Here is a 26,433-nt window from a genome sequence, read left to right as displayed (position 1 = left end):
GCTATTATTGACACGTAAAAACAAACAAATAAGAAATTACTGTTCTAAAATAGAGAACAATTAAATGAACAAACATCGCCAAATGACCCTATTTATGTACATTGTTGATTGTGGGTCAATTTCAAAGGCCGCCGATAAGCTAGAACTTTCCAAATCAGTACTGAGTGGCGCACTCAAACAGCTAGAAAGCGAACTGGACACTACTTTGCTTAAACGCACTACTCGCAAGCAAAGTCTTACCGTACAGGGAGAGATGTTCTACCAGCACTGCTTAGCGATGAACAAGATTGTCGATCAAGCCTGGGACGAGATGCGAGAAACACACCAGACTCCATCCGGCAATCTCACTATTACGGCTCCCCATGCGTTAGTAGAAACTGTGATTACTCCTGCATTAGCACACGCATTTGCGGCCTATCCTGAGGTTTGTCTCGATATAAGGGCGGACGATGACCAATTAGACTTGATGCAAAATGATATTGATCTCGCTATTCGAGTCGGAGAATCTGGCGACAGCAGTTATAAACAAAGGAAAATAGGCGCATTTCGCGACGTTTTGTGCCAGAAAGCCTCATGCAAAATAGCCTTCAAAGACGCAAATTACATCGCTAACCACTGGCAAGGCAAACAGATCACTCACACTATGCACTCCATTTCGACTGGAGATACCGTTGAACACCATTTCCTAGCTAAGCATAGAGTCAATACCATTAATCAAGTTGCTGCCATGATCGCTCACGGTATGGGAATAGGTATCGTGCCTGAGTTTGTACTTTCTCAATACCCCGAGCTCTGTCCTTGTTTACCTAATTATGCACTTCCTAGTACGAATGTTTACGCCTTACACCCATATTCAAGAACGCCACCTATTGCTGTTTTAATGGCAAGCGATGCAATTGAAGAGCAGCTAATAAGTTTTTACTCAGGTAAAAACGAGTAGAAATTAACCTGCATCAATATTCTTATTTATTTCACTAATCATTCAAAATTGATCGCCTACACTTGTTTAAAACGTCAGTGACTAGAGTAAGGAGAATGCCGTGATTTCAGTACATAGAGAATACGAACTAATCGATGTGAACCACTCCCATGCCCATGTTGAGATTAATCCTATCGGTCTGATTGACGTAGAGATCATGGAAAACAAGCAACATCATCAATCGGAGTTTACTGAACTGTCATTTCAAAAGGTCGGTGGTCACACGCGATTGTGTGGCAAACAAAATAAAAAACCATGGCAGTTGGAATTAGACAATAGAGATGCAGAAGAGATAAATCGTTTGATCGACCAAGCGAGTGAAGAGTTTGAGACCTTAATGCGCGATCTCTGAGCAGTGCTAACGTTCAAAAGCCATATCAAAGCTGAGATTTGATATGGCTAAATTCTTATATAGGCTAACGATTAAGGCGTTGTTTTCTTCACAACAAACTCATGCCCATCCAAAATCCCTTTGCCATTCTTAAGCTCATTTAAACGTGCTGTCACAACACCATCACTGCTGGTAAAGTCCACGCTGTAGCTATCGACATATTCTTGAACGTATTTGCTTGAGAGGGATTTTAGCTTATCAATGTAGACCACCGCTTTATCAAATTCCCCTTGAGAGATAACCTCAAGTTTTGGCGTCAACAACTGGGCAAACTTATAGGGGTGAGCGACAAATCCGCTTCCCATGACTAAAGCCGCAATGATAGGCGTAGTGATGACTGCACTTTGGAACCACTCTGAAAATCTTTTGTGATCCTGAACTAAGCTGCCATTCGCATTGCGATTGGACCACTCTTTCTTAGCGCGTTTAAGTACCTTGCCCACTAAGCAGCGTTGGATCATGTAATCCACCAGCTTAACGATACGTTCAAACAATCCAGTTAATACGCTCACTAATGTACCCACACCAGCAAACGCATCGCCCGCAGCCTCTAAACCTATCTTAGTGATACCGACCGCTGCATTTTTAATTCCACCTAATGCGCCTGTCGCAGAATGGCGAGCCAAAGCATTGGCAATAATGCTTGGGTGGCCGCCCAATAGTTCAACACCACGGCCTGCATACACTTGCGTAATGAGATCTTTAGATTTACATACTGCTTGTTTTACACCCGAGTAGATATCGGAAGCACTCTGAACGTAGCCCCATCCTGGGATAAAGCTTGAAAAGTTTCCGGCAAACTCTCCGGTCATCCAAGTTGCAAAGTCAGCAAACCACTCAACACCATAGAGTAAATCACCATAGATGTTACGCGCTTTGTTCATTAGCATACGGAAAAAGTCAGAAATCACCTGTTTAACTTTAGTCACCACTGCACTTGCGGTATCGCCGACAACTTTAGCCGCGCCAACGATCTTTTTCCCTGCTTTGGTTTGCTGCAGTTTGTTGATCGCATTGGTTTTATCTAGAAGACCTGATGCTGCCGATTTGAGATCGCTTAGTGGCTCGGAGCCAATGACAAAGTTGTCGAAGAAATGAGCGTTAGAGAATGCTGAAACCTTCGAGATCTCAGTACTCGCTAACATATACATGGCCCCCATTCGCGCATCTGCCATTTGGGCTACTTGAACATCCAACGCAGTATTTTTTGTTTTACCAAACATTTTGTCTTTGATCAGACGTTTTAGAATTTTTACCTGCATGCAAGCCTCGCAACAAAATCAGACACAACCAACTATAAATTGATTGCTTACATTAATGTTATTTATACATTTGCAAGAATAATACATTTTTTTGCGAATAAGGTGGTCTGTTTAGACAAATGATGTGGAATGGGTTCCATTCGATATCACCAGAGCAACCTAGTAAATCAAAATCGCCTGACAAGAAAGTCACAATCGAAAACGCAAAGCCCCAGAAGTGTCATTGGTGAAATTAAATGAATCATTATTGATTTAAAAATAAAAGAACATGAGGTAACATTGGTATAAAAGAGGTTATAAGCTATCTATAAAACCAATAGTGACAATAAGCTTCTACAATAAAGAGGTTCGGTAGGTGAGGACGCAAATATGAACAAACAGAACGCAATTATTCAGCTTCCGTTTCCACTGCTAGTGATAAGCTTGTCGACTTGCGCTTATCATATCTTGCAATACATCTCGTAGATGCGAGATGAACGAGTAACAAAAAGGGTGCACTATTGCACCCTTAATCAAAACCGCTTCGTTATATCTCGTAAAAATCTGGCTTATAACGAAGAATGATTTTTTCCATCGCAGAGAAAACATGCTTGCGTTCTTCATCATTCAGATCTTGAGTCGCAAAGCTCATTTCGTCACGAATCATTTGTGCTAATTGATCGTGTACCTTTTTACCTTTCAGCGTCAAAAACAAACGCTTGGCATTTTTGTGGCTTGGATCTTTCGCACTCGCAATCAGTTCATTCTTTTCTGCATGACGAATAAGACTGGTCATTGTCCCTTTACTGCGATGCAAACGTTCTGCGATAACACTTGGTCTAAGGCCATCTTCATAGTCTAGTTCCATCAGTACTAGCATTTGCTCAAAATTCACATCATCGCGAAGTTTCGAAATTTTGTTTTGAATGGAGTTCTGAACCATACGGGTAGCGATAAAGCTCATACCTACAGTGGTTTCAAATAGTTTATTTGATTCTTCAGACATTGTGATCATTCCAATTTATGTTATCTGCCCTATTATCCATTTATTAGTTCGATACGAAAGCATTTCCAGCACACTTTATCATTAAATTTGTGAATTTGTGCTACCAGATATGCATATGTGTTGATGATTGTTCGATTCATCACTCTTATAAGTGAGGGTAATCATTGAGCGGTTATCAATTTCCACCGCCACCACAGGTATCACGATTGGAGTAATGCTAAGTGATGAGATAGTGAGACAAACCACCCTAGACACACTCTCATTAATTTGACACCAAACTAAGATAACTGCAAAATACGGCCGATAAAAAACAGTGTACATTATGAGGAAGCATGACTTTTGAACTCAAAGTGACTCTAAAAGACATCATTATCACAGTAATCTGTATTGTCTGGTCTACGCTATGGATTTCTTCTGAAATCGACAATCATCAAGAAATGCAGCAACAGCAGTTTGATGAGCTAAAAGAGGAACTGCAAAACATCATCCAACATGAAGCGAAAAAGATAGCAGCATGCCAATAAACAACGGCTTCCTTACCGACTAATACAACAGCCCCCAGTAGTCTGTTCGATTACTGGAGGCTCATATCAACGTTTTGCTTGCTTGCCTTTAACCAGCAAGTGACCTTCTAACATCGGCCAAAGTCTATTAACAAGTTTGTCTAGACTCGGTACTAACAAATACACCATCCCCACAAACAGAATAGAGCCAACAAGATCAATCGGTCGGTGCATTCCAAGCCACAATCGACTATAGGCGACGCCTATCGCCCACACACTGACGACAGCTACCAATCCATATTGTTTGTTTTGCCAAAATAGACCACCGAAAAATGCCAAACAAATCGCAGCGAAAATCGTGTGACCGGATGGGAAAGAGTAATCTTTTTCCCCTTGCCAATGGCGAGTACGCCAAGTCGTCACCTGCTGTGAGATTTGATTGATCACCTCTGCTTTTTGTACGGTATCTAGCTTGTAAAAATGAGCGGGCTGAGGGATCAAGAGTTGATGCGAAAGTAGCTCGGTATAAGGACGTGGACTTTCAGTAATATGCTTAAGTCCCGTTTTTGCCGCAAAACCAATCACTAAAATAATACCAAGCTGAACCAGTTTACTTAGAAACTGTGAGTTGGTACCCACTATCTTCCAAGTGGCTAATATAAGTAGGGAGAGAGTAATTAAGAATCCTTTCGAGCCTGCCGAATCTGTCAACAAGGTATAACCTAGCCCGGTTACATCAGATACTTCACTCAATAAATCAATGTGGCTAACAAACAACGACATTGGTGCAACAACGAGTAAGAAAGCGACAAGCAACATCAGGCCTTCACGTTTGTTTTGAATGAAGTTTTTCACGATAGGGATTCACAACAGCTAGAAACGAAGCTGAATTTTAGTCGAGAAGGCGTGGAAAATTTATCAATACAATGTCAATTTAATGAAATTTCGTGTTGATTGACGACGTTACCCTCTATTTGTGTCCTTTACTCGCAACATACGTTGATCGGCAATATTCAATAAAGACTCCAAGGTTGTGTCGTTAAGCACTTTAGACGAAGCAATGCCAACACTGAATCCTAACTGATATAAGTGACTCGGGTCTTGATTAAACGCTTCGACTGCTTGTGTAAAGCGATCAATAGCGATGTGCGCGACCATTTCGGTGGTGCCCGACATTAAGACGACAAACTCATCTCCGCCCATGCGCGCGTAAACATCCGACTCTCTAAAGGAAGACTGCAACAATTGCGTAAACTGCTTCAGTGCTTCGTCCCCCACTTGATGCCCGAATTGGTCATTCAGCAGCTTGAAATTGTCTAGGTCGAAATAGGCCAAAGAGACGGGGAAACCACCAAATCGGCAGTATTCGAGTAGCTTTTCTCCTAATGAAGAAAAACCTCGTCGATTAGATATTTGGGTCAATGGATCTGTGGTTGCTGTCACTCTGGTTGCTAACTCTTGCTCTACAATCTTAGCCAAATCGACAAGGTCGTTCACTTGCTCTTGATTAAACTGGCGAGGCTTAGTATCAATCACACACAAGGTACCAAGCATAGAGTTATCATGGTGGACAAGAGGAACACCAGCGTAAAATCGCACGCCCGGCTCACCAATAACTAGAGGATTGTCAGCAAACCGCTCATCTTTCGTTGCATCAGAAATGATGAAAGGTTCAGTGCCCAGGATAGCATGACCACAAAATGAAATATCACGCGGTGTTTCTCGCGCATCAATCCCGTAGCAAGACTTAAACCATTGACGATCGCTATCGACAAGGCTCACGACAGCGATTGGCACATCGAACAATCTTTTAGCCAACCTAGTCACACGGTCAAAACGCTCTTCTGAATCGGTATCTAGAATTTCAAGCTGCTCAAGTTCATTGAGACGCTGAGCTTCATTATCTGGCTTATTGGGTACTTGCATTGGTCATCAAGAATTTTGCAAAAACATACTAAAAATCTTAGCAGTCAAGGATGAAGATGCCTGAAAGTTGACCAACAAATTTCAATTTATGCAGCTTGAGATAACAAATCTATCAGCAATAAAGACAAGGGCTTGAATACCAGGTGCACTCAAGCCCTTAATTTTCATTTGGATTGGATTAGATTTTGACGTCTAGCCCTTGCTGCCAAAATGCCACTTCCATGCGCGTTGCCGTTTTAAATACCTGAATCAGGTTCTGGCCGCGTTGGCTGTTGATATCAATCTCTTCTAGCAATTGGTTAAAATGATCTGAACCTTGTTCAACGCCAGATTGAAACTCTTCACCACCATACAGCTCTATCCAACTGCGGTATGCATTGCCTTCTAGTTTAGTCGTATCACTTTCATTCAAGGCCTTACCGATCACCGCGTAGCCAATCGAACAAGGAGCAAGCGCAGCATACAACTCGACAAGATCGCCCGTCATTCCTGCATCAAGCACATAGCGAGTGTATGCTACCGTTCCAAAGTCTTCAGGCTCATTCTCTAAATCAGATTCTGTCAGGCCCCACTGACCACAGTAAGTCACATGGTGGCCGATTTCTGAATCAAGCAAAGCATGGACACTTGGCAAAGCGCGGCGCATATCTTCAAGGTTACGCGCTTTGTATATCGCCAAGGCATAAGCGCGAGCATATTGTTTTAGGAACAAGAAATCCTGCTTGAGATAGTGCAAAAAACAAGGTTGAGGCAAAGTGCCCAATGCAAGCTGCTGTACAAAAGCATGCTCGGTGTACTCTTGCCAATCAGACTCACAAGCTTCGATGAGGTCTTGGTACTTCATTAGTTAAACTCCGGTACGTAGTCCGCTGCTTTTGGCAGTGTCTCAATCAGATTTTGCGAGTACATAAACTCGGCGTAGTCATCATAACGCTTAAGGTCGACCGCAGATGGGCGCAGCGCAAAACGAGTTAAGGTATCATTCCAAGCACGTTGGTTAAGTTCATTATTCAAGGTATCTGGTGCGTAAGCGACAAACTGTTTCCAAGAGGCTTGCGGGTGGTTAACGATATAGGTAGTTGCTTGCTCCAACGCTTTGTTGAATGACTTGATGGCTTCAGCATCATGGGTTTTCGCATTAGCGACAAATACTAACTCATCGTAAGCAGGCACGCCGTGCTCCTCTGGGTAGAAGGCTTTCGCTTTGTAACCCTCTAGCGCAAGTTGGTTGGTTTCAAAGTTACGCAAACCGCCCCAAATCGCATCAACCTTGCCCGATGCCAATGAAGAAGAGAGCGCCCAACCAACATTGATGATGTTCACGTCTGAAAACTTCACACCCTCTTGGCTCAGCATAGTACCGATGGTGGCTTCTTCGTTGCCCGCAATCGCAATACCTATGTTTTTGCCTTTTAGGTCAGCCAGATTGTCGTTCTTGCCGTTATCTAGCACCATCAAGGTGTTAAGTGGCGTCGCAATCAGTGTCGCTGAGCGAATCAGTGGTAATCCGGCAGCGACATCAATGGTCAAGCTGGGTTGGTAGGAAATCGCTAAATCGACTTTGCCCGCCGCGACAAGTTTTGGCGGCGTGCTTGGATCGGCAGGTTCTTGGATCTCTACTTCTATACCTTGCTGTTTAAAGTAACCACGCTCTTTAGCAATGACGATTGGCCCATGGTTAGGGTTAACAAACCAATCGAGCATTAGAGTGAGCTTCTTCTCTTCTGCAATGGCATTCGCTGATAATAGTGAGGTGAGTAGTGCCACTGCACTGATTTTTTTGGTTATTTTCACGGAGTATCCTTTCTTTATTGATTTTCCCAAGGAATAAATTTTTTAAGTAGTTTGTCTGTAATGAAATAGAGAGAAACGGAAAGCAGAGCGAGGATGAATAATGCGGCGAACATTTCATCGATGATCATGCGTGCATTCGCTTGAAGCATTAGGTAGCCAAGACCCGCACTTGAACCGACCCACTCTCCGACTACGGCACCTATCGGTGCAATCACAACGGCAACTCGAATACCTGAGGCCAAAGTTGGCAGCGCAGCAGGGAGTTGTATGTGTCTTAATAGCTGCCATTTACTTGCTCCCATTGTCTTGGCGAGATCGAGATAACCCGTTGGTGTATTGCGCAAACCGTCATAGCAACAAGTGGTCACAGGAAAGAAGATAATGATTGCCGCCATCACCACCTTGGACGCGATGCCGTACCCAAGCCAAAGCATCAGTACAGGCGCAATGGCAAACACCGGAATTGCTTGGCTCGCAATAAGCATGGGTAACAACCAACGTTTTAATGGTTTAAACAGCAACATTTGCAGTGCAAAGATAAGCCCCATAGAGAGGCCAAGCAGTAAACCCAGTATGATTTCTTGCCCAGTAACAAGAGTGTGTTTCATGAGTACATCAAAACGTGAAATCAATCGCTCGAAGACATCTAGCGGAGCAGGCAAAATGAAGCTTGGTATATCAAACAAAACCACAACGCTGTGCCAAATGCCCAAAATCACCAACAGGCTAACCGTCATACGCACCATTGGATGTGTCACCTGAGCGTTGATTCTCTTATTAGGCAACGTAAGTTCTAGATTCGATACCTTACTCATAGTCTTGCTCCAACCTGTCTAGAATACTTCGCTGCAAAGCTGCGCACTCACCATCTATCTCGCGCGGAGGCAGTGAGGCAGGAACGTCCAACGAGTGCGCATAAGCAGGTACACCCTGAAGCAAATAGAGCGCATCCGATAAACGTACTGCTTCTTGGGGATCGTGGGTAATCAGCACAACGGTTTTGCCCTTGAGTAACGTGGCAGACAAGGATTGCAACTTATGGCGCGTGACGGCATCTAGCGCTGAAAAAGGCTCATCCATTAGCACAACAGGCTTGTCTTGCATCAGTGTACGCGCAAGGGCAACACGCTGACGCATTCCCCCAGATAACTGAGCAGGCATACTATTAACATGGGCAGCTAACCCAACCTGTTCAAGCAACTGAAGTGCTTTGTCATGCTTAACATTTTGCGCACCAAAGTTACGGCTTAACATAACGTTATCTATGACATTTAACCAAGGCAGTAATAGGTCCTGCTGGGCCATGTAGGCAATTTGCTCATGTAAGTCTTGCCCTTGGCTTAGCTTAAGGGTCCCCTTCCATTCCACTTTGCTATCAAGTAAACCCGCTAAATAGCGCAACAACGTGGTTTTACCGCAGCCGCTTCGACCTAGCAGACTTGTCCACTTCCCAGCTGGGATGTGCATATCTAAGCCAGTTAGGGTCGGGGTTGGGCTATCGAGATAGCGAAGCTGTGACGCCTTGAGCTCTATCCCGATCGCTTTAGCGCACATTGGTGTGGCCACAGAAAAAGTGGTTCACTGGGCCATGACCTTGACCCACATCTAACTGATCGGCGTGCGCAATGGCTTGAGAGATATATTGCTTACCAAGATACACCGCTTTATGAAGACGGTTACCTTGAGCAAGGTATGAAGCAATGGCAGAAGAGAGGGTGCAACCTGTACCGTGCGTATTTTTGGTCGCGACACGTTTTGCGCTCAATAACTCACTGCTTTCTTGCTCAATAAGGAGATCATTACTGTTTTGGTCTTTCTCTAAGTGCCCACCTTTAAGCAGCACTGCTTTCGCCCCAAGCGTGCGTAATGACTCGATCATCGCCCCCATTTGCTCTTCATCTTGAGGAACCTCACCACCAATCAGAGCCGCCCCTTCAGGCAGGTTCGGGGTAATAAGATCCGCGAGTGGTAGCAGTTCTTGTTTGAGCGTAGAGATTGCCGATTGTTCTAGTAATAGATCACCGCTTGTTGCAACCATGACAGGATCAACCACGAGATGCTTAGGTTGGTATTGACGTATTTTAGCCGCCACAACCTTGATGATTTCGGCATCAGCCAGCATACCAACCTTAACCGCGACGACATTCAAATCAGTAAATACAGCATCGAGCTGGCTTTCAATATGCGCTAATGGAATCGGGTGAATGGCGGTCACGCCTCGGGTGTTTTGCGAAGTAATGGCTGTAATGACAGAGCACGCGTAACTGCCTGTCGCTGACATCGCTTTAATATCCGCTTGGATGCCTGCGCCGCCACCGCTGTCAGAGCCAGCAATGGTTAATACAATAGGTGTTGTGTCTTGTGAATGTGGCATAGATGCTCCTACTACAAGACGTATAGGAACTCTCGACCACGAAAAGAACGCTCATAAAGAGACTTACTATCGAATGCGAGTACACTAAACCCGAGAAATGGAATTAGTGTGCATAGTTCCCTACGTCAGTGCTAACTGAATCAGGTTCAACGGGTCTCGCTTCGCGATCTCAGCCCTTTCCCTATTGGGTAGGCTCCCCGACTATTTCCGCAGATGATAACAATAAAAGTAAATTTAGTGCATCACTTATTTGGTGCGATGCTACAAAAAACAAACAAAACATTAGCCCGCACATATGGTATTGATTGCTTATCTTTGTAACAGGATAAGTTTCTGAACTATAGTAACTTAGCTCACATGGAATTAAGGAGAGAGCTATGAGCCAGGAGGCACTACTATCTCGACTGAACGAGTTACCGAGAATCCAGAAGGTACTTCAAGAGCTTCTCGATATGGTCAACACAAGTGATGTCGACTTTAAAGAACTAGCGAATAAAATAGCAACGGATCAAGTTCTTAGCGCTAGATTGCTCCGTCTTGCCAATTCAGCTCATTTTGGAGGAAGCAAAAGCGTATCTTCGATAAATGAAGCCTTACTTCGAGTTGGAACAGGCCCCGTGAGAACATTAGTTGTCGCTTCAGTTCTCTCTAGTGCCTTCCCTAGAATTAAAACATTAGATATGGATAAATACTGGGAAGAAACGTTCGAAGTGTCGATTATTGCTAGCAAAATTGCCGTTGAGACAGGCATGGATAGCAATGAAGTTTTCACAACGGGCGTATTACACAACATTGGCGAGTTGATGATTCATACGTTAGTTCCAGAGCAAGCAAAAGCCATTGCAGAAAGAGCCGAAGCGGGTGAAAGTGCCATTGCGGTTCAGGAAGAAATATTAGATATCACAGCACCTACTCTTGGAGCAAAACTAGCCAAAACTTGGCGCTTCCCTGATGACATGGTCGACGCCATTGCAAATTTTGCGGAGCCACGAGATGCCGAGATTTCTCCTAAAATGGCCACCACTCTTCATTTGGCCCGTTCGATTCATCGCGACTGGGATCTGCTCGAAAGCGAAGAAGGCAAAGCTCGCTACCTTACCGAACACCCGGACTCTCGCTTGTTGCATATTTCAGCTGCCTTTGCACCAACAATCGACAAATATCGAGGCAATGGTCGTGACCTCGCCTCCCACTTAAACGCCGCGTAAAACATAAGGTGAGCGTACGGCTCGCCTTTTTTCTATCAGAAACCTCTGTTATCGCATAAACTAATCTCGATAATTTTATGTTATGAGAAAGTACGATGATTAACCCTGTCTGGCTCAAAACCTTCGTTACCCTGCTCGATACAGGCCACTTTACCAAAACTGCTGAGAAGCTGTTTATGACTCAGCCTGGTGTTAGTCAACATATCAAAAAACTCGAGCAAGCTTGCGGCTATCCATTAATTGAAAGGCACAACAAAAGTTTTGAAGTTACGGAAGCTGGCCGTAGTGTTTACCAACATGCGATTCAGCTTGAGCGACAAGAGTCTGAACTGCTTAGCTCTTTAAACATGGAAGACCCTTTTTCAGGTGATGTTTCGCTGTCTTGTTCGGGTTCGCTGGCACTATTGCTCTACCCACATCTACTCAATTTACAATGTAAATACTCGCAGCTCATATCAAGACTAGAGGCCGCACCTCATCACAAAATTGTTGCGGATGTCCTAACTGGTGTGACAGATATTGGGATTGTGACACAAATTCCATCTGATTCTCGCTTTGAATCAGAAGTGTTAGGTAAGGAGCCACTGTGTTTACTATTACCGAAAGCGCATGCAGCCAAAGATTTAAGCCAAGAGAGCTTGAAGGAAATTGGGCTAATCCAACACCCTGATGCGATTCACTACCTTTCGATTTACTTTGCTCAATGCGGGGAGTCTGAACTGGAGAAAATGAATATCGATGATATTCCGGTCACTGGCTACATCAATCAGTTGAGCCAAATCTTGCTGCCTGTTGCCAATGGATTAGGATTTACCGTCTTGCCCAAAAGCGCACTCGATTCGTTTGTCGAGAGCGAACGAATTTCTATCTTCGAGCCAAGTAATGAAGTGGTAGAGACCTTATACTTCTTGACTAAAAAACATCGCCAGCTACCGAAGCGCTTTGAAACTATTAAAAACGAAGTGGTGCAACATTTTCAGCAGTAAAATGTACGTTCGTTAGCCAAAACTGATCGTGGTTTCTAACTCTTCAATCGAAGCGCCACCATTATCGCCAACAAGCACAATCGTCACAGCAAAGCGATTACCGTCTGTCGAACGCAAGAAGAAGGTTTCAATCTTTCTTTCCCCCATCACTAAGTACTGGGTTTTAATGCTATAGACCGAATAATCCCAGTGACCGGACTCGTCAATAACTAAAGAGCCTAATGTGCCAACCTTTGCAGTGACACTCTTAGGGTTGAAACGAATGCGACGACGGTTTTCTCCACTTATCGAGAACATACCGGAGTCAAACAGCAATGGGGAGAAGTCACGCTGTACCATTGATAGTAGGCTCGCATCGCCCGACGGTGCACCAAAAGAGTTCGCCATATGGGTGTTATTGGTCATTTGGTTTAGGTAAGCCATAACGTTCTCCTTAAGATATCTAGACTCAACCAATGTGAGCGTTCATATCTTCTACCAACGCAATGTGCATGCCAAAACAGAAATACTCAACAAGGTGTATATAACTTCGTATTTTCAAATAGATAATATTTCCGCAAAAAATTCGCTATCTGCATTCTCAAAATGGGAAGCAAAACAAGAGTTATAGAGCCAAAATGAAAATATCATTCTCACATTGAATTTCACCGTCTATAACTAAAAGGAGGAGCTCATTGCTCCCCCTGTAATTATTTTGACTGATAGTAAAGATCGTTATTCTATGTCTCGACTTGGAGGACTTTTAGTTGTTCGACTAATGCAGTCACGATCGCATCATCGGTCGCGCCTGCGCCTAGGCCGAGTTCGCTATACCCCATATCATTGATCTTGATGTTGGTTTGTCCACCGCTTTCATCGGTGACTTCGAGCAGGGTATAAGCGTCATCGCTAGGGTCATTGATATCATCGACCACAGTGGCATCAATATTTGCAAACAAGTCGTTCATACTCGGTGCATCCGGCAGTAAGTCTGATAAATCGATGATATCATCGCTGACCGAGAAGTCCGCCAATGTATCTTGGGTTGGACTCAACGCCGTGCCTGCATTCTCACTCAGCATCACAAAAGTATCTTCGCCCAGTCCGCCCAATAAGATGTCGTCACTTGAGCTGCCAGTTAAGGTATCGTCCCCTTCATGCCCATAGGTTTGAGAGATAGTGATCGCCTTGTCACTCACTAAGGTACTCAGTAACTCTGCTTGAGTCATACTCGAAGTATCTTCACTGGCCAGCTCGCTTATCAGCACATCTTGTAAGGTGATGGTTTGAACCAAATCTTGATTGCTATCGAACAAGCTAATTTGCGTATCAGTTCCAACCTCATCGATATTCACTTGCTGTGCCACTGAGACCGATTGCCAAACATCATTAACATTGACGAAGCCTGATAGGTCAATGATGTCTTCGCCAGCATCAAAGTCTTTCACGTAATCAGTACCTGACTGCGCCGATGTACCTACCGTAGAATCACTCCAAGCGAAGCTGTCTGTTTGACCTGCATCAGAACCGTCATTTGGCCCGCCCCACAACCATTCATCTGCGCTACTCGCTTGTAGCAAGTCAAAGCCGATGCCACCTTGTTGAGCCACATTCCCAATCACCGTAATCGCAATCACTTGCTGCGTGGTTTTTACACCATCCGATACTTGTACAGTGAACTCGTCAGTATCTGTGGCACTAGCGACTAAGTCATTGGTTGAGCCAGGAGTAAGTTGATAGTCCCATTCACCCGTTGTTGGATTAAAGCTCAACGTACCGTACTGACCGACTGAGTTACTTACTAACTGCCATGTAAGATCGCCCGTGTCAGTTTCGGTGTCTGTCGCGGCAAGCTGCCCAGAGGTTTGATTGAGGTAATCTTCTTGAACCTGACCTGCCGCCGAACCGGTAATTACAGGCAAGTCATCGGTACCTTGAATGTTGAAGGTTAGCACTTGAGTAATCACACCACCATTGTCATCATCAATGGTCACGGTAAAGGTATCACTCACCAACTCATCTTTAAGCAATAACCCTGCAGCAACATTCAGGGTGTAGTTCCATACACCGGTAGTGCGGTCAATCGTCATTTCACCAAAGCTGCTGGTCAGCACTTGCACATCTCCGGTCAAGGCGAAGGTGTGCGTATCACTGGTGTCTTCATCGTCTGTCACAATACTGCCACTTGCCGATGTAATCGTACTGTCAGCATTGATGGTTTCGGTCAGTGTACTGCTTGAGGTAACGACACTCGGTGCGCCATTGGTACCCGTCACTTCAAACTCAACCACTTGGGTGTCTGTTTCATCCAGCTCATCCATCACTTGAATGGTGTAGCTGAGCATTAGGGTTTCGCCCGCCGCTAAGGATTGAATATCAGCATGAGTATTATTTAGCTCGAAGTCCCATGCACCGGTAGTCTGATTCACCGTTAGCGTGCCTCGGGTATCCGAACTGATCACTGACCAAGAATGAGGGTCTGAGTTATCAGGGTCGCCACTATCAAACGTACCAGAAAGGGTTAACAGTGTATCTTCTGTCACTTCTTGAGTCGCAATGGCAACAATATCAGGCGCATCATTAGTACCGTTAATGGTGATAATGATGTCTACGATATTGGACTCGCCATTTTCACCATCAATCGCTTTAACTTGAATCGTATCAGTGGTGCTTTCCCCTACTGCCAACGCATTGACTGCGGGGGCAGTATCATCGACCACATAGGTCCACTCACCTTGAGCGTTCACTTGTAGCGTACCTAAGCTGCCATTAGAGACGATAGAGAAGGTTGCATTGTCTCCCACATCAGCATCGCTGACCACCAACTTACCTGATGCGCTGCTACCTGACGCTTCTTGCACTATTCCTTGAACATCACCGGATAACACCGGCACATCATTAGAACCAGTGACAGTCACCGTCACCACTTGGCTCACTTCCGCACCCAAATCATCGGTAGCGAACACGGTAAAGCTTTCAGTCACCACCTCATTTTCAGCAAGGGCTTGGATATGTGGCTGATCATTGTAAATGGTGTAGCTCCACTCACCGGTCGCATCAATAATAAATAAACCATAAGTACCATTGAGTGACTTAGCATCAAAGGTCACGGTATCTCCAATATCGACATCATCACCAATGAGCTGTTTGGTTTGAGTAAGCACACCATCTTCACTTAATGCGGCACTGGCATCACCGCTGATGGTTGGAGCATCATTCACCCCGTTGATAGTAATGACGATGTCTTTTTCAGATTCTAAGCCTAAGCTATCGACCACTTTAACGGTGATGGTTTCAGTGAATGGCGCTGAATCTCGACCATTGAGCTCAATAAGATCATTTCTAGTTGTATCTAGCTCATAACTCCATTCTGCCGATGCGCCACTCCACATCCACATCAAGCTAAACGCACCATACTGGGGAACACTCTCAAGACTCCAATTGTGGCGATCATTGGTATCGACATCACCCGGTTGCACTGTACCTGACAGGGGCGAGGTATTATCGGCATTTATGGACTCGGATAAATCACCGGTAATGTTTGGCGCATCATTGCTGCCCTGAACATCCACGGTAAATTCCATCAACTGCGGTTGGCCACTACCATCAACAACGGTTTTACCATGCTCATCGACGACATAAAGCGTAAAGGTATCTTGCACCGTTTCACCAGTTTGCAGGGACTGAACCGCATTACTGCTGTTGTTTAAGGTGTAAACCCAGTTACCACTCGTATCCACGCTGATGCTGCCGTATTGACCCGAGCCATCGACTAAGGTCCAGGTTGGGTTGTCGCCTAAGTCTGTTGGTGCCGCTAACGAGCCCGAAGCGCTATAAACGCCGTCATCACTACCATCTTGATCATCCACATCCTCTGTCATGGTGAGCGTTTCAATCACAGGGTCCACAACCACTACATCTTCACCCACGCCTGTTACTTGTAAGGTAATGGTTCGTGTATCAGTCGCAAGCTCGCTATCAGTAACCGTCACGATAAAGGTTTCAGTGGCCGTTTCTCCATGAGCAAGATTGTTAACCGCAGCGTTATCGGCCAATACGTAGACCCACTCACCGCTGTCTGCATCAAGTGTTAAGGTGCCGTACGTGCCTGATGCTGGGGTAGTTGGATCCAGCGACCATGTATGCGTGTCACCGTTATCTGGATCATCAACACCAAGCACACCGGATGCTTGCGGAGAGACTTCATCGGTCACTTCACCCACCTGAACAGTAACGCCCGGCGCAGGTTCAGTGATTGGAGAATCGGTAAAGGTGATCACTGGGTCATCGTTTGTCCCCTCAATCACGACTTCCATGGTGTAGTAGCCTTGATTGGTGTCAATGCGCCATGTTTCGGTGACTTGCTGCCCTTCAGATAAGCTTTGGACTAAGTCAGAGCTGTTATCAAGCGTGTATTGCCACTGACGGCCTGCGACTCCCGTTTGACCAGAACCATCAATCAAGGTACCAAAGATGCCACCCGAGATTGGGGAAACACCAGTGATGTTATTGTTTCCCGGTAAAACTGGCACCATGCCATCTGTCACAGTGGTGACATCTTCGATAAGGGTCGTCGATAAATCGCCCAGATCGGTACCAGCGCCGCTGCCACCACCTCCAGAGCCGTTTTCATCTTGACCATAGACATCAATGGTGATCTGATGCCATTCCGAGACAGCACCATCGTTGTCGGTTGCAGAGACATAGAAGGTTTCTTGGCCTACATCACCCAAGTTGAGCGCTTGCGTATCTGGATCGCTGTTGTTTAACTGGTAAACCCATTGGCCATCGTTGCCGAGAGAGAGTGTGCCGTATGTGCCTATACCGAACTCGGCGTCACCAGGATCGGTACCATTCTCAATCGCCCAACTGACCACAGAACTGTCTTTGTCGACATCCGAAGAGGTCAACTGTCCGCTGGTAGAACTGAAATCGATCGCACCAAAGTTAGCACCATCTTCAATCACGCTGCCTGAGCTATCCCCAGTGATGACAGGCACATCATTAGTCCCTTCAATGTTGATGGTGACGTATTGAGTGATCACACCGCCAAAGTCATCTTCTGCAATCACAGTGAAGACTTCTGACACCACTTCTTCACGTTTCATGGCATCCAGTGAATCTGGGTAGGCCGTAAAGCTCCACTCGCCCGCTTGGTTAATATCAAACTGGCCAAAATTACCTTGGTAACTATTGGCAATAAAGCTTGGTGTGTCGGCATCGTCGATGTCTGACAAGATCATCACCCCCGTAATATCGGGAGAGGCTTGGTCTTCGACAAAGGTACCGGCAATATCTCCGGATACGGTTGGCAGATCATTGGTACCACGAATGGTGATCGCCACATCACGACTGTCGATTTCACCATAGCTATCGACCACTTCGACCGTGAAATTCTCTTGTAGGGTTTGATTGGGATTGAGCTCTTGGATCTCGTCGAGCGCATTGTTGAGTGAATAAACCCAAGCGCCGCTAGAGGTCATGGTAAAGCTGCCGTAACTGCCGACTAGATTGCTTGGTGACCATAAGTGAGTATCGTGAGCGTCTGGATCACCATCTTGCAGTTGACCACTGAAGCTGGCGGTATCTTCTCGGATAGTTTTCGCTACATCGCCTTTGATGCTAGGGCCGTCATTGTTGCCTTCGATATCAACGGTGAAATCTTTAATAGACACTTCGCCAAATCGGTCGACAACTTTGATTTGCACCGTATCTTGCAGAAGATCGCCCTCATCAAGTCGATTGACGGCATTGTTGCCATTATCGAGGGTATAAACCCAACCACCAGTTGAATCGAGTACAAAATTGCCATAGCTGCCGCTTGAAATAACGCTCCAAAGCGCAGAGTCGCCAACATCAGGGTCGCCCGAACCAAAGGTGCCACTGATGGTGTTTGGCACATCATCTTCAACAATGGTAGGCGTATCACCAAGGACGATATCAGGTGTGGTGTTAACACCAGCCACCGAAATATCCACCGTGATGGTTTCTGTCGCGCCATTGATATCCGTGACTTCAACTTCGAATGTATCGACTTCTGTTGTGCCTGGTGGGATCGATTGGGTGCTCCAACGGGTGCTATCGAGTTGGTATAACCATTGGCCGTTATCATCAACCGTTAAGATGCCGTAAAGGCCACTCGCCTCGCCGTTAATATCTTCGCCAACCACTTTCCAGCTATGTGCATCGTTGGTATCGATATCAAGGGCGAGCAGCTTACCTGTTGCGCTACTTTTCGCTGGCGTATCTTCAATCACACTGCCGGTTGTGCCACCAGTAATGCTTGGCGTGTCATTGCTACCTTCAATCGTGATGGTGATGGTTTCAGTGTCTGAAGCATTGTTGGAGGATTTGTTGTCATTGGTGTCATCAGTGACCGTGACCAAGAAGGTTTCGGTTAGAGTTTCTCCTGGAAGCAAGGCTTGAACCGCCGAGTGACCATTGGCTAAGGTGTAAGTCCACTCACCATTAGCATCAATTTGCAGCGAACCGTATTGGCCTTGATTGGTTTGCAGTGACCAAACATGGTCATCCAATCCATCAACATCATTGTGATTCAGTTGACCTGAAGTGGTCACTGGCAATGCATCATCTTCGGTCACCGTGCCCACGAGTACACCATCAATTTCTGGTGCATCGTTGCGCCCCTTAACCGTAACAACCACTTGCTTGGTATCCACTTGATTATGTTTATCAACCACTTGGACGGTGAAATACTCTTTGACGTTTTGATTAAGCGAGAGAGCTTGGGTGTTGGCTGCTTGCGTAGCATTAGTGTCTAAGGTGTAAGTCCACACGCCATTTTGATTGATAGTCAGGGAACCAAATTGTCCATCAGGGTCGCCAACAATCGACCAAGTGTGTACCTCGTTAACGTCAGGGTCGCCAGTATTTAAAGTACCACTTCGAACGCCGCTACCATCGTCTTCCCAGATAGTTCGAGTTGAACGACCTGAAATATTCGGCGCATCATTTTGACCAAGAATGTCGATATCTATTTCAAAGCTGTCAGTGCCGCCATTACCATCGTTGACGATAGCCGTGAACGTTTGTTCTTCGTAGAGTTCTCCGTGTTCAAACGACTGAGTCAAACTAGGATCGAGTGTGTATTCCCACTCACCGTTTTGGTTGATGGTGATGCTGCCGTAGCTGCCTTGGCCATTACCTTGAATTGACCAAGTGTGAGTATCCGTCACATCAGTATCATCAACACTGAGCACACCATCGGCCACCAGCATTAAGTCTTCTACAGTGTTGCCGCTGTCATCACCACTGATCACAGGATCATCGTTGGTACCTTCAATGGTAATGACGATATTTTGTTGCGATGTTCCCCCTAATCCATCATCCACCTCAACCACAAAGGTTTCTTGTACTTCTTGACCTTCAGCCAGTGGTTGTGCGGCATTATTATCAAGGGTGTAAGTCCATTCCCCCGTTTGGTCATCGATTGATATTGAACCGTAGGTCGAATCCGTTTCTCCGACTAGAGCCCAAGTATGCGTTGCGCCGTTATCGACATCGACTGGGGTAAGCGTACCTGTGGTTTGTAGAGCCGTTTCCTCTTTCACCTCACCCGTAAGATCTCCCAACATAGCAGGAATATCATTGGTGCCGACAATGGTGACAGTCACGGTATGCTGCGTGCCATCGAGCGATTCTACGGTAAAGGTTTCAACCTTAGTTTCGCCTTCTGCCAAGTATTGAACATCGGCATTATCAACCGTGTAGGTCCAATCGCCATCTTGGGTAATGTCTAAGCTACCTAGAGCGCCTGCACTGGTGATGTCGGTGGCTGCAACGAAAAGTTCTTCGTCTGCACCATCGACATCAGAAATTCGCAGTGAACCTGTATCAATCAGCTGTGGTGTGGACTCATCTTCGGTCACGGTGCCAACATCGTCACCTGAGATCACGGCAGAATCGTTGACGCCAGTAATAGTCACAGTAATGGTGTGCTGGGTGCCATCGAGGGATTCGACGGTGAAGGTTTCGACTTTGGTTTCTCCCTCGCCAAGGTATTGCACGTCAGCGTTATCGACTTGGTAATCCCAGTTACCTGCCGCATCGATTGTCAATAAGCCTAATGCGCCCGCAGAGGCAACCACACTGCTTGGTTTAAATTCAGCTTCGCCGCTATCAGCATCTGAAATAGTTAAGGTGCCAGAGTCAGTAAGGAGTGGAGTGTCATCGTCTTCGGTCACGGCACCAACATCATCACCGGCAATTTCGGCACTGTCGTTGACACCAATAATAGTCACAGTGATGGTATCCTGCGTGCCATCAAGTGATTCGACGGTAAAGGTTTCGACTTTGGTTTCACCCTCGCCGAGGTATTGCACGTCCGCGTTATCAACTTGGTAATCCCAGTTACCTGCGGCATCAATTATGAGTGAACCTAATGCGCCCGCAGACGCTACCACACTGCTTGGTTTAAATTCGACTTCGCCAGTATCGGCATCCGAAATGGTTAGAATGCCTGAATCAGTCAGGATAGGATTGATGTCATCTTCCGTTACTTCGCCGGTATCAACGCCAGCAATTACTGCGCTGTCATTGACGCCAGTAATGGTGACGGTAATGGTGTGCTGCGTGCCATCGATTGATTCAACGGTAAAGGTTTCTACTTTGGTTTCGCCATCGCCCAGATATTGCACTGAATCATTAGCAACAACGTAGTCCCAGTTGCCCGATTCATCGATGGTCAATGACCCTAGCGCCCCTGCTGATGCCACCACACTGGTCGGTTTAAATTCCGCTTCACCTGTATCGGCATCTGAAATGGTTAACGTGCCTGAATCGGTCAGAAGTGGCGTATCATCATCTTCAGTTACAGCCACAACATCATCACCAGCAATTTCCGCACTATCGTTGACGCCAGTAATGGTGACAGTAATGGTGTGCTCAGTACCATCAAGGGATTCAACCGTGAATGTCTCGACTTTAGTTTCACCCTCACCAAGGTATTGCACGTCAGCGTTATCGACTTGGTAATCCCAATTACCTGCCGCATCGATAGTCAGTGAACCCAATGCGCCTGCAGAGGCAACCACACTGCTTGGTTTAAATTCGGCTTCGCCGTCATCGGCATCTGAAATGGTTAAGGTGCCAGAGTCGGTCAGCAGTGGCGTATCATCGTCTTCGGTCACCGCGCCAACATCATCACCAGCAATTTCTGCACTGTCGTTGACACCAATAATGGTGACAGTCACGGTATGTTCTGTGCCATCAAGAGACTCTACGGTAAAGGTTTCAACCTTAGTTTCGCCCTCTGCCAAGTATTGAACATCCGCATTATCAACCGTGTAGGTCCAATCGCCATCTTGGGTAATGGCTAAGCTACCTAGAACACCTGCACTGGTGATGCCTGTAGCAGCCACGAAAAGTTCTTCATCTTCACCATCGACATCAGAAATTCGTAGTGAGCCTGTATCAGTAAGCTGTGGGGTGGATTCATCTTCAGTGACGGTGCCAACATCGTCACCAGTAATTTCCGCGGCGTCATTGGTACCAATGATTTGAATGGTGATCGGGTGTGAATTGCCATCAATGGATTCAACCGTGTAAACCTGGGTGATGGTTTCCCCTTCACCCAAGTATTGAATTGAGCTGTTTTCTAACTCGAAATTCCATTGGCCATTTTCATCAATAGTCAGCGTGCCGATAGCATCTTCCGGAGCAGTCAGAGACGCAGGGACAAATAGCTCTTCGTCTGCGCCGTCCACATCACTGATGGTCAATGTGCCAGATTCCGTTAACAGCGGTGTAGATTCATCTTCTTTAACACTGCCTGTATCTTGGCCTGCTATCACTGCAGCATCGTTTACACCGATAATGGTTACCGTCACGGTGTGCTCCGTGCCATCAACCGAACTCACGGTGAAAATCTCTTGTTTGGTTTCCCCTTCACCTAAGTATTGAACGTCTGCGTTGTCGACGCTGTATTGCCATAGGCCGGTTTTATCAATCTCAAGCTGTCCCAGAACACCCGCGGCTGGTACGACGCTGTTGTTATCAAATGCTTCTTCTTGCTCACCATCAACATCAGTAACAGTCAATTGACCAGAGTCTGTTAACTTTACCCCTTGCGAATCCTCCACTACCTGACCGAAATCGACCCCTGCAATCACTCCCGCATCATTGATACCGGTAACGGTGATGGTCACGGTTTGAAGTTCGCTGTCTAACCCGCCATCGTCTGTAACGGAGTATAGGAAAGAGACTTGGGTGGTATCACCTTCTGATAAGAAATCGAAATCGGTTCCGGTTTCAAAAACAAAGGAACCGTCAGAATTGACCGTGACGCCACCGAGCTCCGGATTTGCGACTAATTGGTAAGACGCGATGGTGCCATCAACATCTTCCCCTTGAGGTAATCGCCCTTCTAATCTCTGGTTTTCAATAACAGTTTCAACACTGTCAAAAGCGACGGGAGCATCATTAAGTGGCTGGAGCAATATCTGTATACTAGCTTGCTGAACACTATTAAATGCTCCTACACCATCATCAACACTATATGAGAATAAACCAGCTACATCGCCCTCCCGGCACTCCTCTGGTGCATGAAAACAGATGTTTTCGAGTTGTTCTATAGTCAGCGTTTCTCCAATAATGATTGGAGTTCCATCAAAATGAGATATAAAACCTATGGTTGGCAGCTCTGTGACCGTGATGCTCAATACCTCTCCATTCACATCAAACGGAATTAGTGGAGAAACAAGATTAAACCCTGATTCCTCAGTAAACGTTCTCTGCTCATTGAATACTTGCGGCGATTGATTGGTCGCTTTATATGCCGGGTCATCAAACAAAGAGATTCTCTGCTTTTCTCCTTGTTCTTTATCTAGCCCTCGTGTTTCAAACTCTGTTTTAGCAAGCTTTTCAACCCCCTCTCTTTCTATCGATTGAGACAAGGTAAGACTTGCGCCATTGCTTCCCCCTGCGGTTGGTGAAAACTCACTCAATGCTGTGGGGTCCAAGCCTTGTTCCAGTAAGCGAGTCACATCTTCGACCTCAGAGACAAAAGGGGGGCTTGGCTCTGGGCTCTCAACTAATGCTTTTCTCAACTCGGGCAGGCTATCTAAGTCCGACTGTGTTATGACAATCTCTTCTGGTCGTGGTGGGAGCCCCAAAGGAAGCACTCTAACGTTGCCATCTTTATCAACCGCTATCTGCGCACCTTCAGGAAGGGAAAGTGATTGCTTCATAACTGGCTCCTTAGTCGTCTTGGATAAGTCCTGCCACCAGCATTAACTTAGTGGAACAAGGCATGGACTCTAGCTATCGCAAGTTATGAGCCAGTTTTTTTACCTGATACCGACAGACAATAAGCCTATATTTTTCAGAGCATTAAATAGTTTTTGTAAATTCAGGGGAAACTATTGTCAGATAGACAATCAAATTGAAAACAAAAAGTAGAAACTAAAAAAGGAGCCTATGGCTCCTTTTTTTCTGGTGATATCTTTCGTTATGCTTCGAGTACGTCTTCGCCAGACATTTCTGAAATCAGCAATAAATCATCTTCATCGAGCTTCATACCCAAGACTGGTAGACCGTGCTGAACTACCCAGCAGAAGAAGAATACGAATACGCCTAAAGCGACCAAACCTAGTGATAACATAGCCAAACCTCCTCCTTGGTTATCAAAGCAGTATCGATAACTTGAAGATGCGACTACTTGAGAGGGATAAAGCAAAAGGCCTTTGAAAATACTTAGTTCTTATACGTTTTTCGATGCACTCTTAACGACGGATTCGTTAAGCCCTGTGTCTCTTTTTGCGTTCAGTTTATTCGTATTAACTCTGGGAGTTTACTCGTTTCTCTACACCTTTAAGTTATTGGGATACCCTTTCAATATAGTGATACCGTACAAATGTCGCAACTACATTTAGTGCCCTATCAACATAAGATCACAAATTTTATGCTTCCATACGCATAATTATCCATTGGAGCACTTTTTACCGCTACGAGTGATTCGATTTCTGCTGTTTTTTTCCTGCGATATCTAGGTAATCAAATACCTGACGTACAAAAGGAGCCCCCACTTTTGAGCCGCCATTACCATGTTCGATCACCACAGTGGCGACATATCTTGGCTGATCACAAGGTGCAAAGGCAGTAAACAAGCCATGGTCAAGAAGATCATAACTCAGCTCCTTGGAGTTATAGACCTGATCCTTCTTCAAACCAAACACCTGAGCTGTCCCTGATTTGCCACCACTGCAATAGTCAGCCCCTCGAAACGCTCTACGCCCCGAGCCTCGACTACCAGAGTTAACCAGTCGCATCGCGTTCATCGCAATGTCCCAGGTTTTATCACTCACCCCTTTAATCTGGTCATCGGTCTTGGTCGATTTGGGCTTTTCTTCACTAAATGGCGTACCGTGAGCTAAGGTCGCTCTCAATAAATGGGGCGCAATGACTTGACCGTGATTCACTAATACAGACGTTGCCTTAGCTATCTGCAAAGGCGTCGCTGTCCAGTAACCTTGCCCAATACCAATAGGCACGGTGTCGCCTTTGTACCAAGGCTGACGATAGCGAGACTCTTTCCACTCCCGAGTTGGCATATTGGCTCGCGTCTCCTCCGGTATATCAATCCCCGTCAATCGACCAAAACCAAACATATTCATCCAATCTGAAATACGATCGATACCTAGCTCATACGCAATGTGATAGAAAAAAGAATCAACCGACTCTTCAATCGCTAGCGTGACATTCACAGGCCCGTGCCCCCAACGTTTCCAATCTCGCCACACCTTAGTTTGTCTTGTCGTACCCGGAATCCGCCACGCACCATGATCATTACGAACTGTGTCTGGCTCAATAATGTCTTCACTTAACCCAGCCACTGCCATAAAGGGTTTGACTGTCGAGGCAGGAGGGTACACGCCCAAAGTGGCGCGATTGACTAATGGATGGAATGGGTCGTTGAGTAGCTTACTGTAGGCTTTACTCGAAATCCCTTCTACAAACAGATTAGGGTCATAACTTGGGCTAGACGCCATAGCAAGAACACTATTGTCACGAGGGTCCAGCACCACGGCACTGCCTTCTCGATGATCAAGCTTATCGAATACAAACTTCTGCAAATCGATATCAATGTTCAGCACCAAATCCTGACCTGAAACTGGTGGGACATACTCAATGGTGCGGATAATGCGGCCGCGACTATTTACTTCAACCTCTTGATACCCTTGCTCACCATGAAGTAGATGCTCATAGTACTTTTCAATACCTAGTTTGCCGATTGTTTTCGTTGCTCGGTAGTTCGCAAGCTCGCCACTCTCATCTAGCTGCTTGAGATCACGATCATTGATATGTGCAACATAGCCCAATACATGAGTCAGTATCTCGCCATATGGGTAATCTCGCTTCATCTCGACATCAATAGAAAAGCCCGGTAGCTCATATTGATGGACTGAGAATCGGGCAACCTCTTGTTCTGTTAAGCCATTCTTGACGATGACAGGTTTAAAACGCTTACCGTGATGGTTGTAGATTTTTTCTCGTTGAGCATCAGAAAGCGAGACCAACTGCCCCAACTTATCCAAAGAGGCATTCAAATCCTCAACTTTTTCCGGAATCATTTGTAAAACGTAAACCGGAAAGTTGTTCGCTAAGATTTTGCCATTGCGATCGTAAATTAACCCTCGGGTTGGAGCGATAGGCAAGACCTGAATTCGATTGTCATTAGCGCGGGTTTTATAGTAATCGACTTGCTTTACTTCTAAGCGATAAAGGTTGGCAACAAGCACTCCAAGTAGAGCGATCATTGCAACAAAGGCGACAATCGCTCGATTTCGAAACAACTTGGCCTCTTGGTCATGATTCCGTATCGCTTTGCTTTGATGGTGAAAGTTCATAGACAAGGTTTAAAGATTGGCTGAGGAGCCTCTCTTTATGCATTTACATTTAGTTACATTTGTCGCAGACGTTACCAATAACCGAATTCAAGTATGTACGAGCAATGTAAACAAAGTCAGAAAACACCCAAGTGAAAACAAAAAAGCCCCGAATGATGACATTCGGGGCTCAACCATTTAA

The 26,433-nt window shown here is 45.7% G+C and carries 18 protein-coding genes and 1 riboswitch; of the genes, 5 read left to right on the top strand and 13 right to left on the bottom strand.

What is annotated here, in order from left to right:
• Positions 1-64: 64 nt before the first annotated feature.
• Positions 65-940, top strand: a complete 876-nt coding sequence (locus AC6R16_RS15640) for a LysR family transcriptional regulator (protein WP_500674967.1) — start codon at positions 65-67, stop codon at positions 938-940.
• Positions 941-1,040: 100 nt separating this feature from the next.
• A complete protein-coding gene (locus AC6R16_RS15635) occupies positions 1,041-1,331 on the top strand; it encodes a hypothetical protein (protein ID WP_500674966.1) in 291 nt (96 codons plus the stop codon).
• Between the two features lie 71 nt (positions 1,332-1,402).
• Here the strand turns inward: AC6R16_RS15635 and AC6R16_RS15630 are convergent, their stop codons facing one another.
• A complete protein-coding gene (locus AC6R16_RS15630; RefSeq protein WP_004747311.1) occupies positions 1,403-2,632 on the bottom strand; it encodes a hypothetical protein in 1,230 nt (409 codons plus the stop codon).
• Positions 2,633-3,158: 526 nt separating this feature from the next.
• Positions 3,159-3,617, bottom strand: a complete 459-nt coding sequence (locus AC6R16_RS15625) for a MarR family winged helix-turn-helix transcriptional regulator (protein WP_500639966.1) — start codon at positions 3,615-3,617, stop codon at positions 3,159-3,161.
• Positions 3,618-3,949: 332 nt separating this feature from the next.
• Between AC6R16_RS15625 and AC6R16_RS15620 the strand changes: the two genes are divergently transcribed.
• Positions 3,950-4,141 carry a hypothetical protein gene (locus AC6R16_RS15620; protein ID WP_500639965.1) on the top strand — a complete coding sequence of 64 codons (192 nt, stop codon included), beginning with the start codon at positions 3,950-3,952 and terminating at the stop codon, positions 4,139-4,141.
• A 66-nt stretch (positions 4,142-4,207) separates the two neighbouring features.
• On the opposite strand, the gene AC6R16_RS15615 is transcribed toward AC6R16_RS15620, so the two are convergent.
• From AC6R16_RS15615 to thiD, 7 genes are all read right to left on the bottom strand, one after another.
• Positions 4,208-4,975 (bottom strand): phosphatase PAP2 family protein, encoded by a 768-nt coding sequence (locus AC6R16_RS15615; RefSeq protein WP_500639964.1) that lies wholly within the window; start codon positions 4,973-4,975, stop codon positions 4,208-4,210.
• A 108-nt stretch (positions 4,976-5,083) separates the two neighbouring features.
• Positions 5,084-6,046 (bottom strand): sensor domain-containing diguanylate cyclase, encoded by a 963-nt coding sequence (locus AC6R16_RS15610; protein ID WP_500674965.1) that lies wholly within the window; start codon positions 6,044-6,046, stop codon positions 5,084-5,086.
• Between the two features lie 178 nt (positions 6,047-6,224).
• Positions 6,225-6,890, bottom strand: a complete 666-nt coding sequence (gene tenA, locus AC6R16_RS15605; RefSeq protein WP_500674964.1) for a thiaminase II — start codon at positions 6,888-6,890, stop codon at positions 6,225-6,227.
• Positions 6,890-7,840: an ABC transporter substrate-binding protein gene (locus AC6R16_RS15600; protein ID WP_500674963.1), complete on the bottom strand. Its 951-nt coding sequence runs from the start codon at positions 7,838-7,840 to the stop codon at positions 6,890-6,892. Before AC6R16_RS15600 ends, tenA begins: the two co-directional genes overlap by 1 nt.
• Before the next feature lie 14 nt (positions 7,841-7,854).
• The gene (locus tag AC6R16_RS15595; RefSeq protein WP_500639960.1) at positions 7,855-8,655 is read right to left on the bottom strand and encodes an ABC transporter permease; all 801 of its coding nucleotides are present in this window, start codon (positions 8,653-8,655) and stop codon (positions 7,855-7,857) included.
• Positions 8,648-9,394, bottom strand: coding sequence for an ABC transporter ATP-binding protein (locus AC6R16_RS15590; RefSeq protein ID WP_500674962.1), 747 nt, complete (start codon positions 9,392-9,394; stop codon positions 8,648-8,650). The genes AC6R16_RS15595 and AC6R16_RS15590 overlap by 8 nt, the downstream gene beginning before the upstream one ends.
• Positions 9,384-10,214, bottom strand: a complete 831-nt coding sequence (thiD, locus tag AC6R16_RS15585) for a bifunctional hydroxymethylpyrimidine kinase/phosphomethylpyrimidine kinase (RefSeq protein ID WP_500674961.1) — start codon at positions 10,212-10,214, stop codon at positions 9,384-9,386. Before thiD ends, AC6R16_RS15590 begins: the two co-directional genes overlap by 11 nt.
• A gap of 100 nt (positions 10,215-10,314) precedes the next feature.
• Positions 10,315-10,424: riboswitch (TPP riboswitch) on the bottom strand.
• A 167-nt stretch (positions 10,425-10,591) separates the two neighbouring features.
• Between thiD and AC6R16_RS15580 the strand changes: the two genes are divergently transcribed.
• The gene (locus tag AC6R16_RS15580; protein WP_004747412.1) at positions 10,592-11,422 is read left to right on the top strand and encodes an HDOD domain-containing protein; all 831 of its coding nucleotides are present in this window, start codon (positions 10,592-10,594) and stop codon (positions 11,420-11,422) included.
• Positions 11,423-11,517: 95 nt separating this feature from the next.
• Positions 11,518-12,408 (top strand): LysR family transcriptional regulator, encoded by an 891-nt coding sequence (locus AC6R16_RS15575; RefSeq protein ID WP_500674960.1) that lies wholly within the window; start codon positions 11,518-11,520, stop codon positions 12,406-12,408.
• A 12-nt stretch (positions 12,409-12,420) separates the two neighbouring features.
• Here the strand turns inward: AC6R16_RS15575 and AC6R16_RS15570 are convergent, their stop codons facing one another.
• From AC6R16_RS15570 to mrdA, 4 genes are all read right to left on the bottom strand, one after another.
• Positions 12,421-12,831: a VCBS domain-containing protein gene (locus tag AC6R16_RS15570; protein WP_425667501.1), complete on the bottom strand. Its 411-nt coding sequence runs from the start codon at positions 12,829-12,831 to the stop codon at positions 12,421-12,423.
• A gap of 296 nt (positions 12,832-13,127) precedes the next feature.
• A complete protein-coding gene (locus AC6R16_RS15565; RefSeq protein ID WP_500674959.1) occupies positions 13,128-23,594 on the bottom strand; it encodes a VCBS domain-containing protein in 10,467 nt (3,488 codons plus the stop codon).
• A gap of 260 nt (positions 23,595-23,854) precedes the next feature.
• On the bottom strand, positions 23,855-24,013 hold the full coding sequence (locus tag AC6R16_RS15560; RefSeq protein ID WP_154662709.1) for a hypothetical protein: 159 nt from the start codon (positions 24,011-24,013) through the stop codon (positions 23,855-23,857).
• 337 nt (positions 24,014-24,350) lie between these two features.
• A complete protein-coding gene (mrdA, locus tag AC6R16_RS15555; RefSeq protein WP_500674958.1) occupies positions 24,351-26,252 on the bottom strand; it encodes a penicillin-binding protein 2 in 1,902 nt (633 codons plus the stop codon).
• Between the last annotated feature and the right edge of the window lie 181 nt (positions 26,253-26,433).

The sequence above is a fragment of the Vibrio sp. R10-SG3-ISO10 genome (assembly GCF_059834185.1).
Note: the sequence above shows the minus strand (reverse complement) of the source record. Positions and strands in the feature narration are given on the sequence as shown.

Bases quoted from the DNA above. Each gene is read 5' to 3' on its own strand.
- AC6R16_RS15580 (WP_004747412.1), top strand. From the start codon at position 10,592: ATGAGCCAGGAGGCACTACTATCTCGACTGAACGAGTTACCGAGAATC.
- AC6R16_RS15620 (WP_500639965.1), top strand. From the start codon at position 3,950: ATGACTTTTGAACTCAAAGTGACTCTAAAAGACATCATTATCACAGTA.
- thiD (WP_500674961.1), bottom strand. From the start codon at position 10,214: ATGCCACATTCACAAGACACAACACCTATTGTATTAACCATTGCTGGC.
- AC6R16_RS15610 (WP_500674965.1), bottom strand. From the start codon at position 6,046: ATGCAAGTACCCAATAAGCCAGATAATGAAGCTCAGCGTCTCAATGAA.
- AC6R16_RS15575 (WP_500674960.1), top strand. From the start codon at position 11,518: ATGATTAACCCTGTCTGGCTCAAAACCTTCGTTACCCTGCTCGATACA.
- AC6R16_RS15565 (WP_500674959.1), bottom strand. From the start codon at position 23,594: ATGAAGCAATCACTTTCCCTTCCTGAAGGTGCGCAGATAGCGGTTGAT.
- AC6R16_RS15590 (WP_500674962.1), bottom strand. From the start codon at position 9,394: ATGTGCGCTAAAGCGATCGGGATAGAGCTCAAGGCGTCACAGCTTCGC.
- AC6R16_RS15640 (WP_500674967.1), top strand. From the start codon at position 65: ATGAACAAACATCGCCAAATGACCCTATTTATGTACATTGTTGATTGT.
- AC6R16_RS15630 (WP_004747311.1), bottom strand. From the start codon at position 2,632: ATGCAGGTAAAAATTCTAAAACGTCTGATCAAAGACAAAATGTTTGGT.
- AC6R16_RS15625 (WP_500639966.1), bottom strand. From the start codon at position 3,617: ATGTCTGAAGAATCAAATAAACTATTTGAAACCACTGTAGGTATGAGC.
- mrdA (WP_500674958.1), bottom strand. From the start codon at position 26,252: ATGAACTTTCACCATCAAAGCAAAGCGATACGGAATCATGACCAAGAG.
- AC6R16_RS15570 (WP_425667501.1), bottom strand. From the start codon at position 12,831: ATGGCTTACCTAAACCAAATGACCAATAACACCCATATGGCGAACTCT.
- AC6R16_RS15595 (WP_500639960.1), bottom strand. From the start codon at position 8,655: ATGAGTAAGGTATCGAATCTAGAACTTACGTTGCCTAATAAGAGAATC.
- tenA (WP_500674964.1), bottom strand. From the start codon at position 6,890: ATGAAGTACCAAGACCTCATCGAAGCTTGTGAGTCTGATTGGCAAGAG.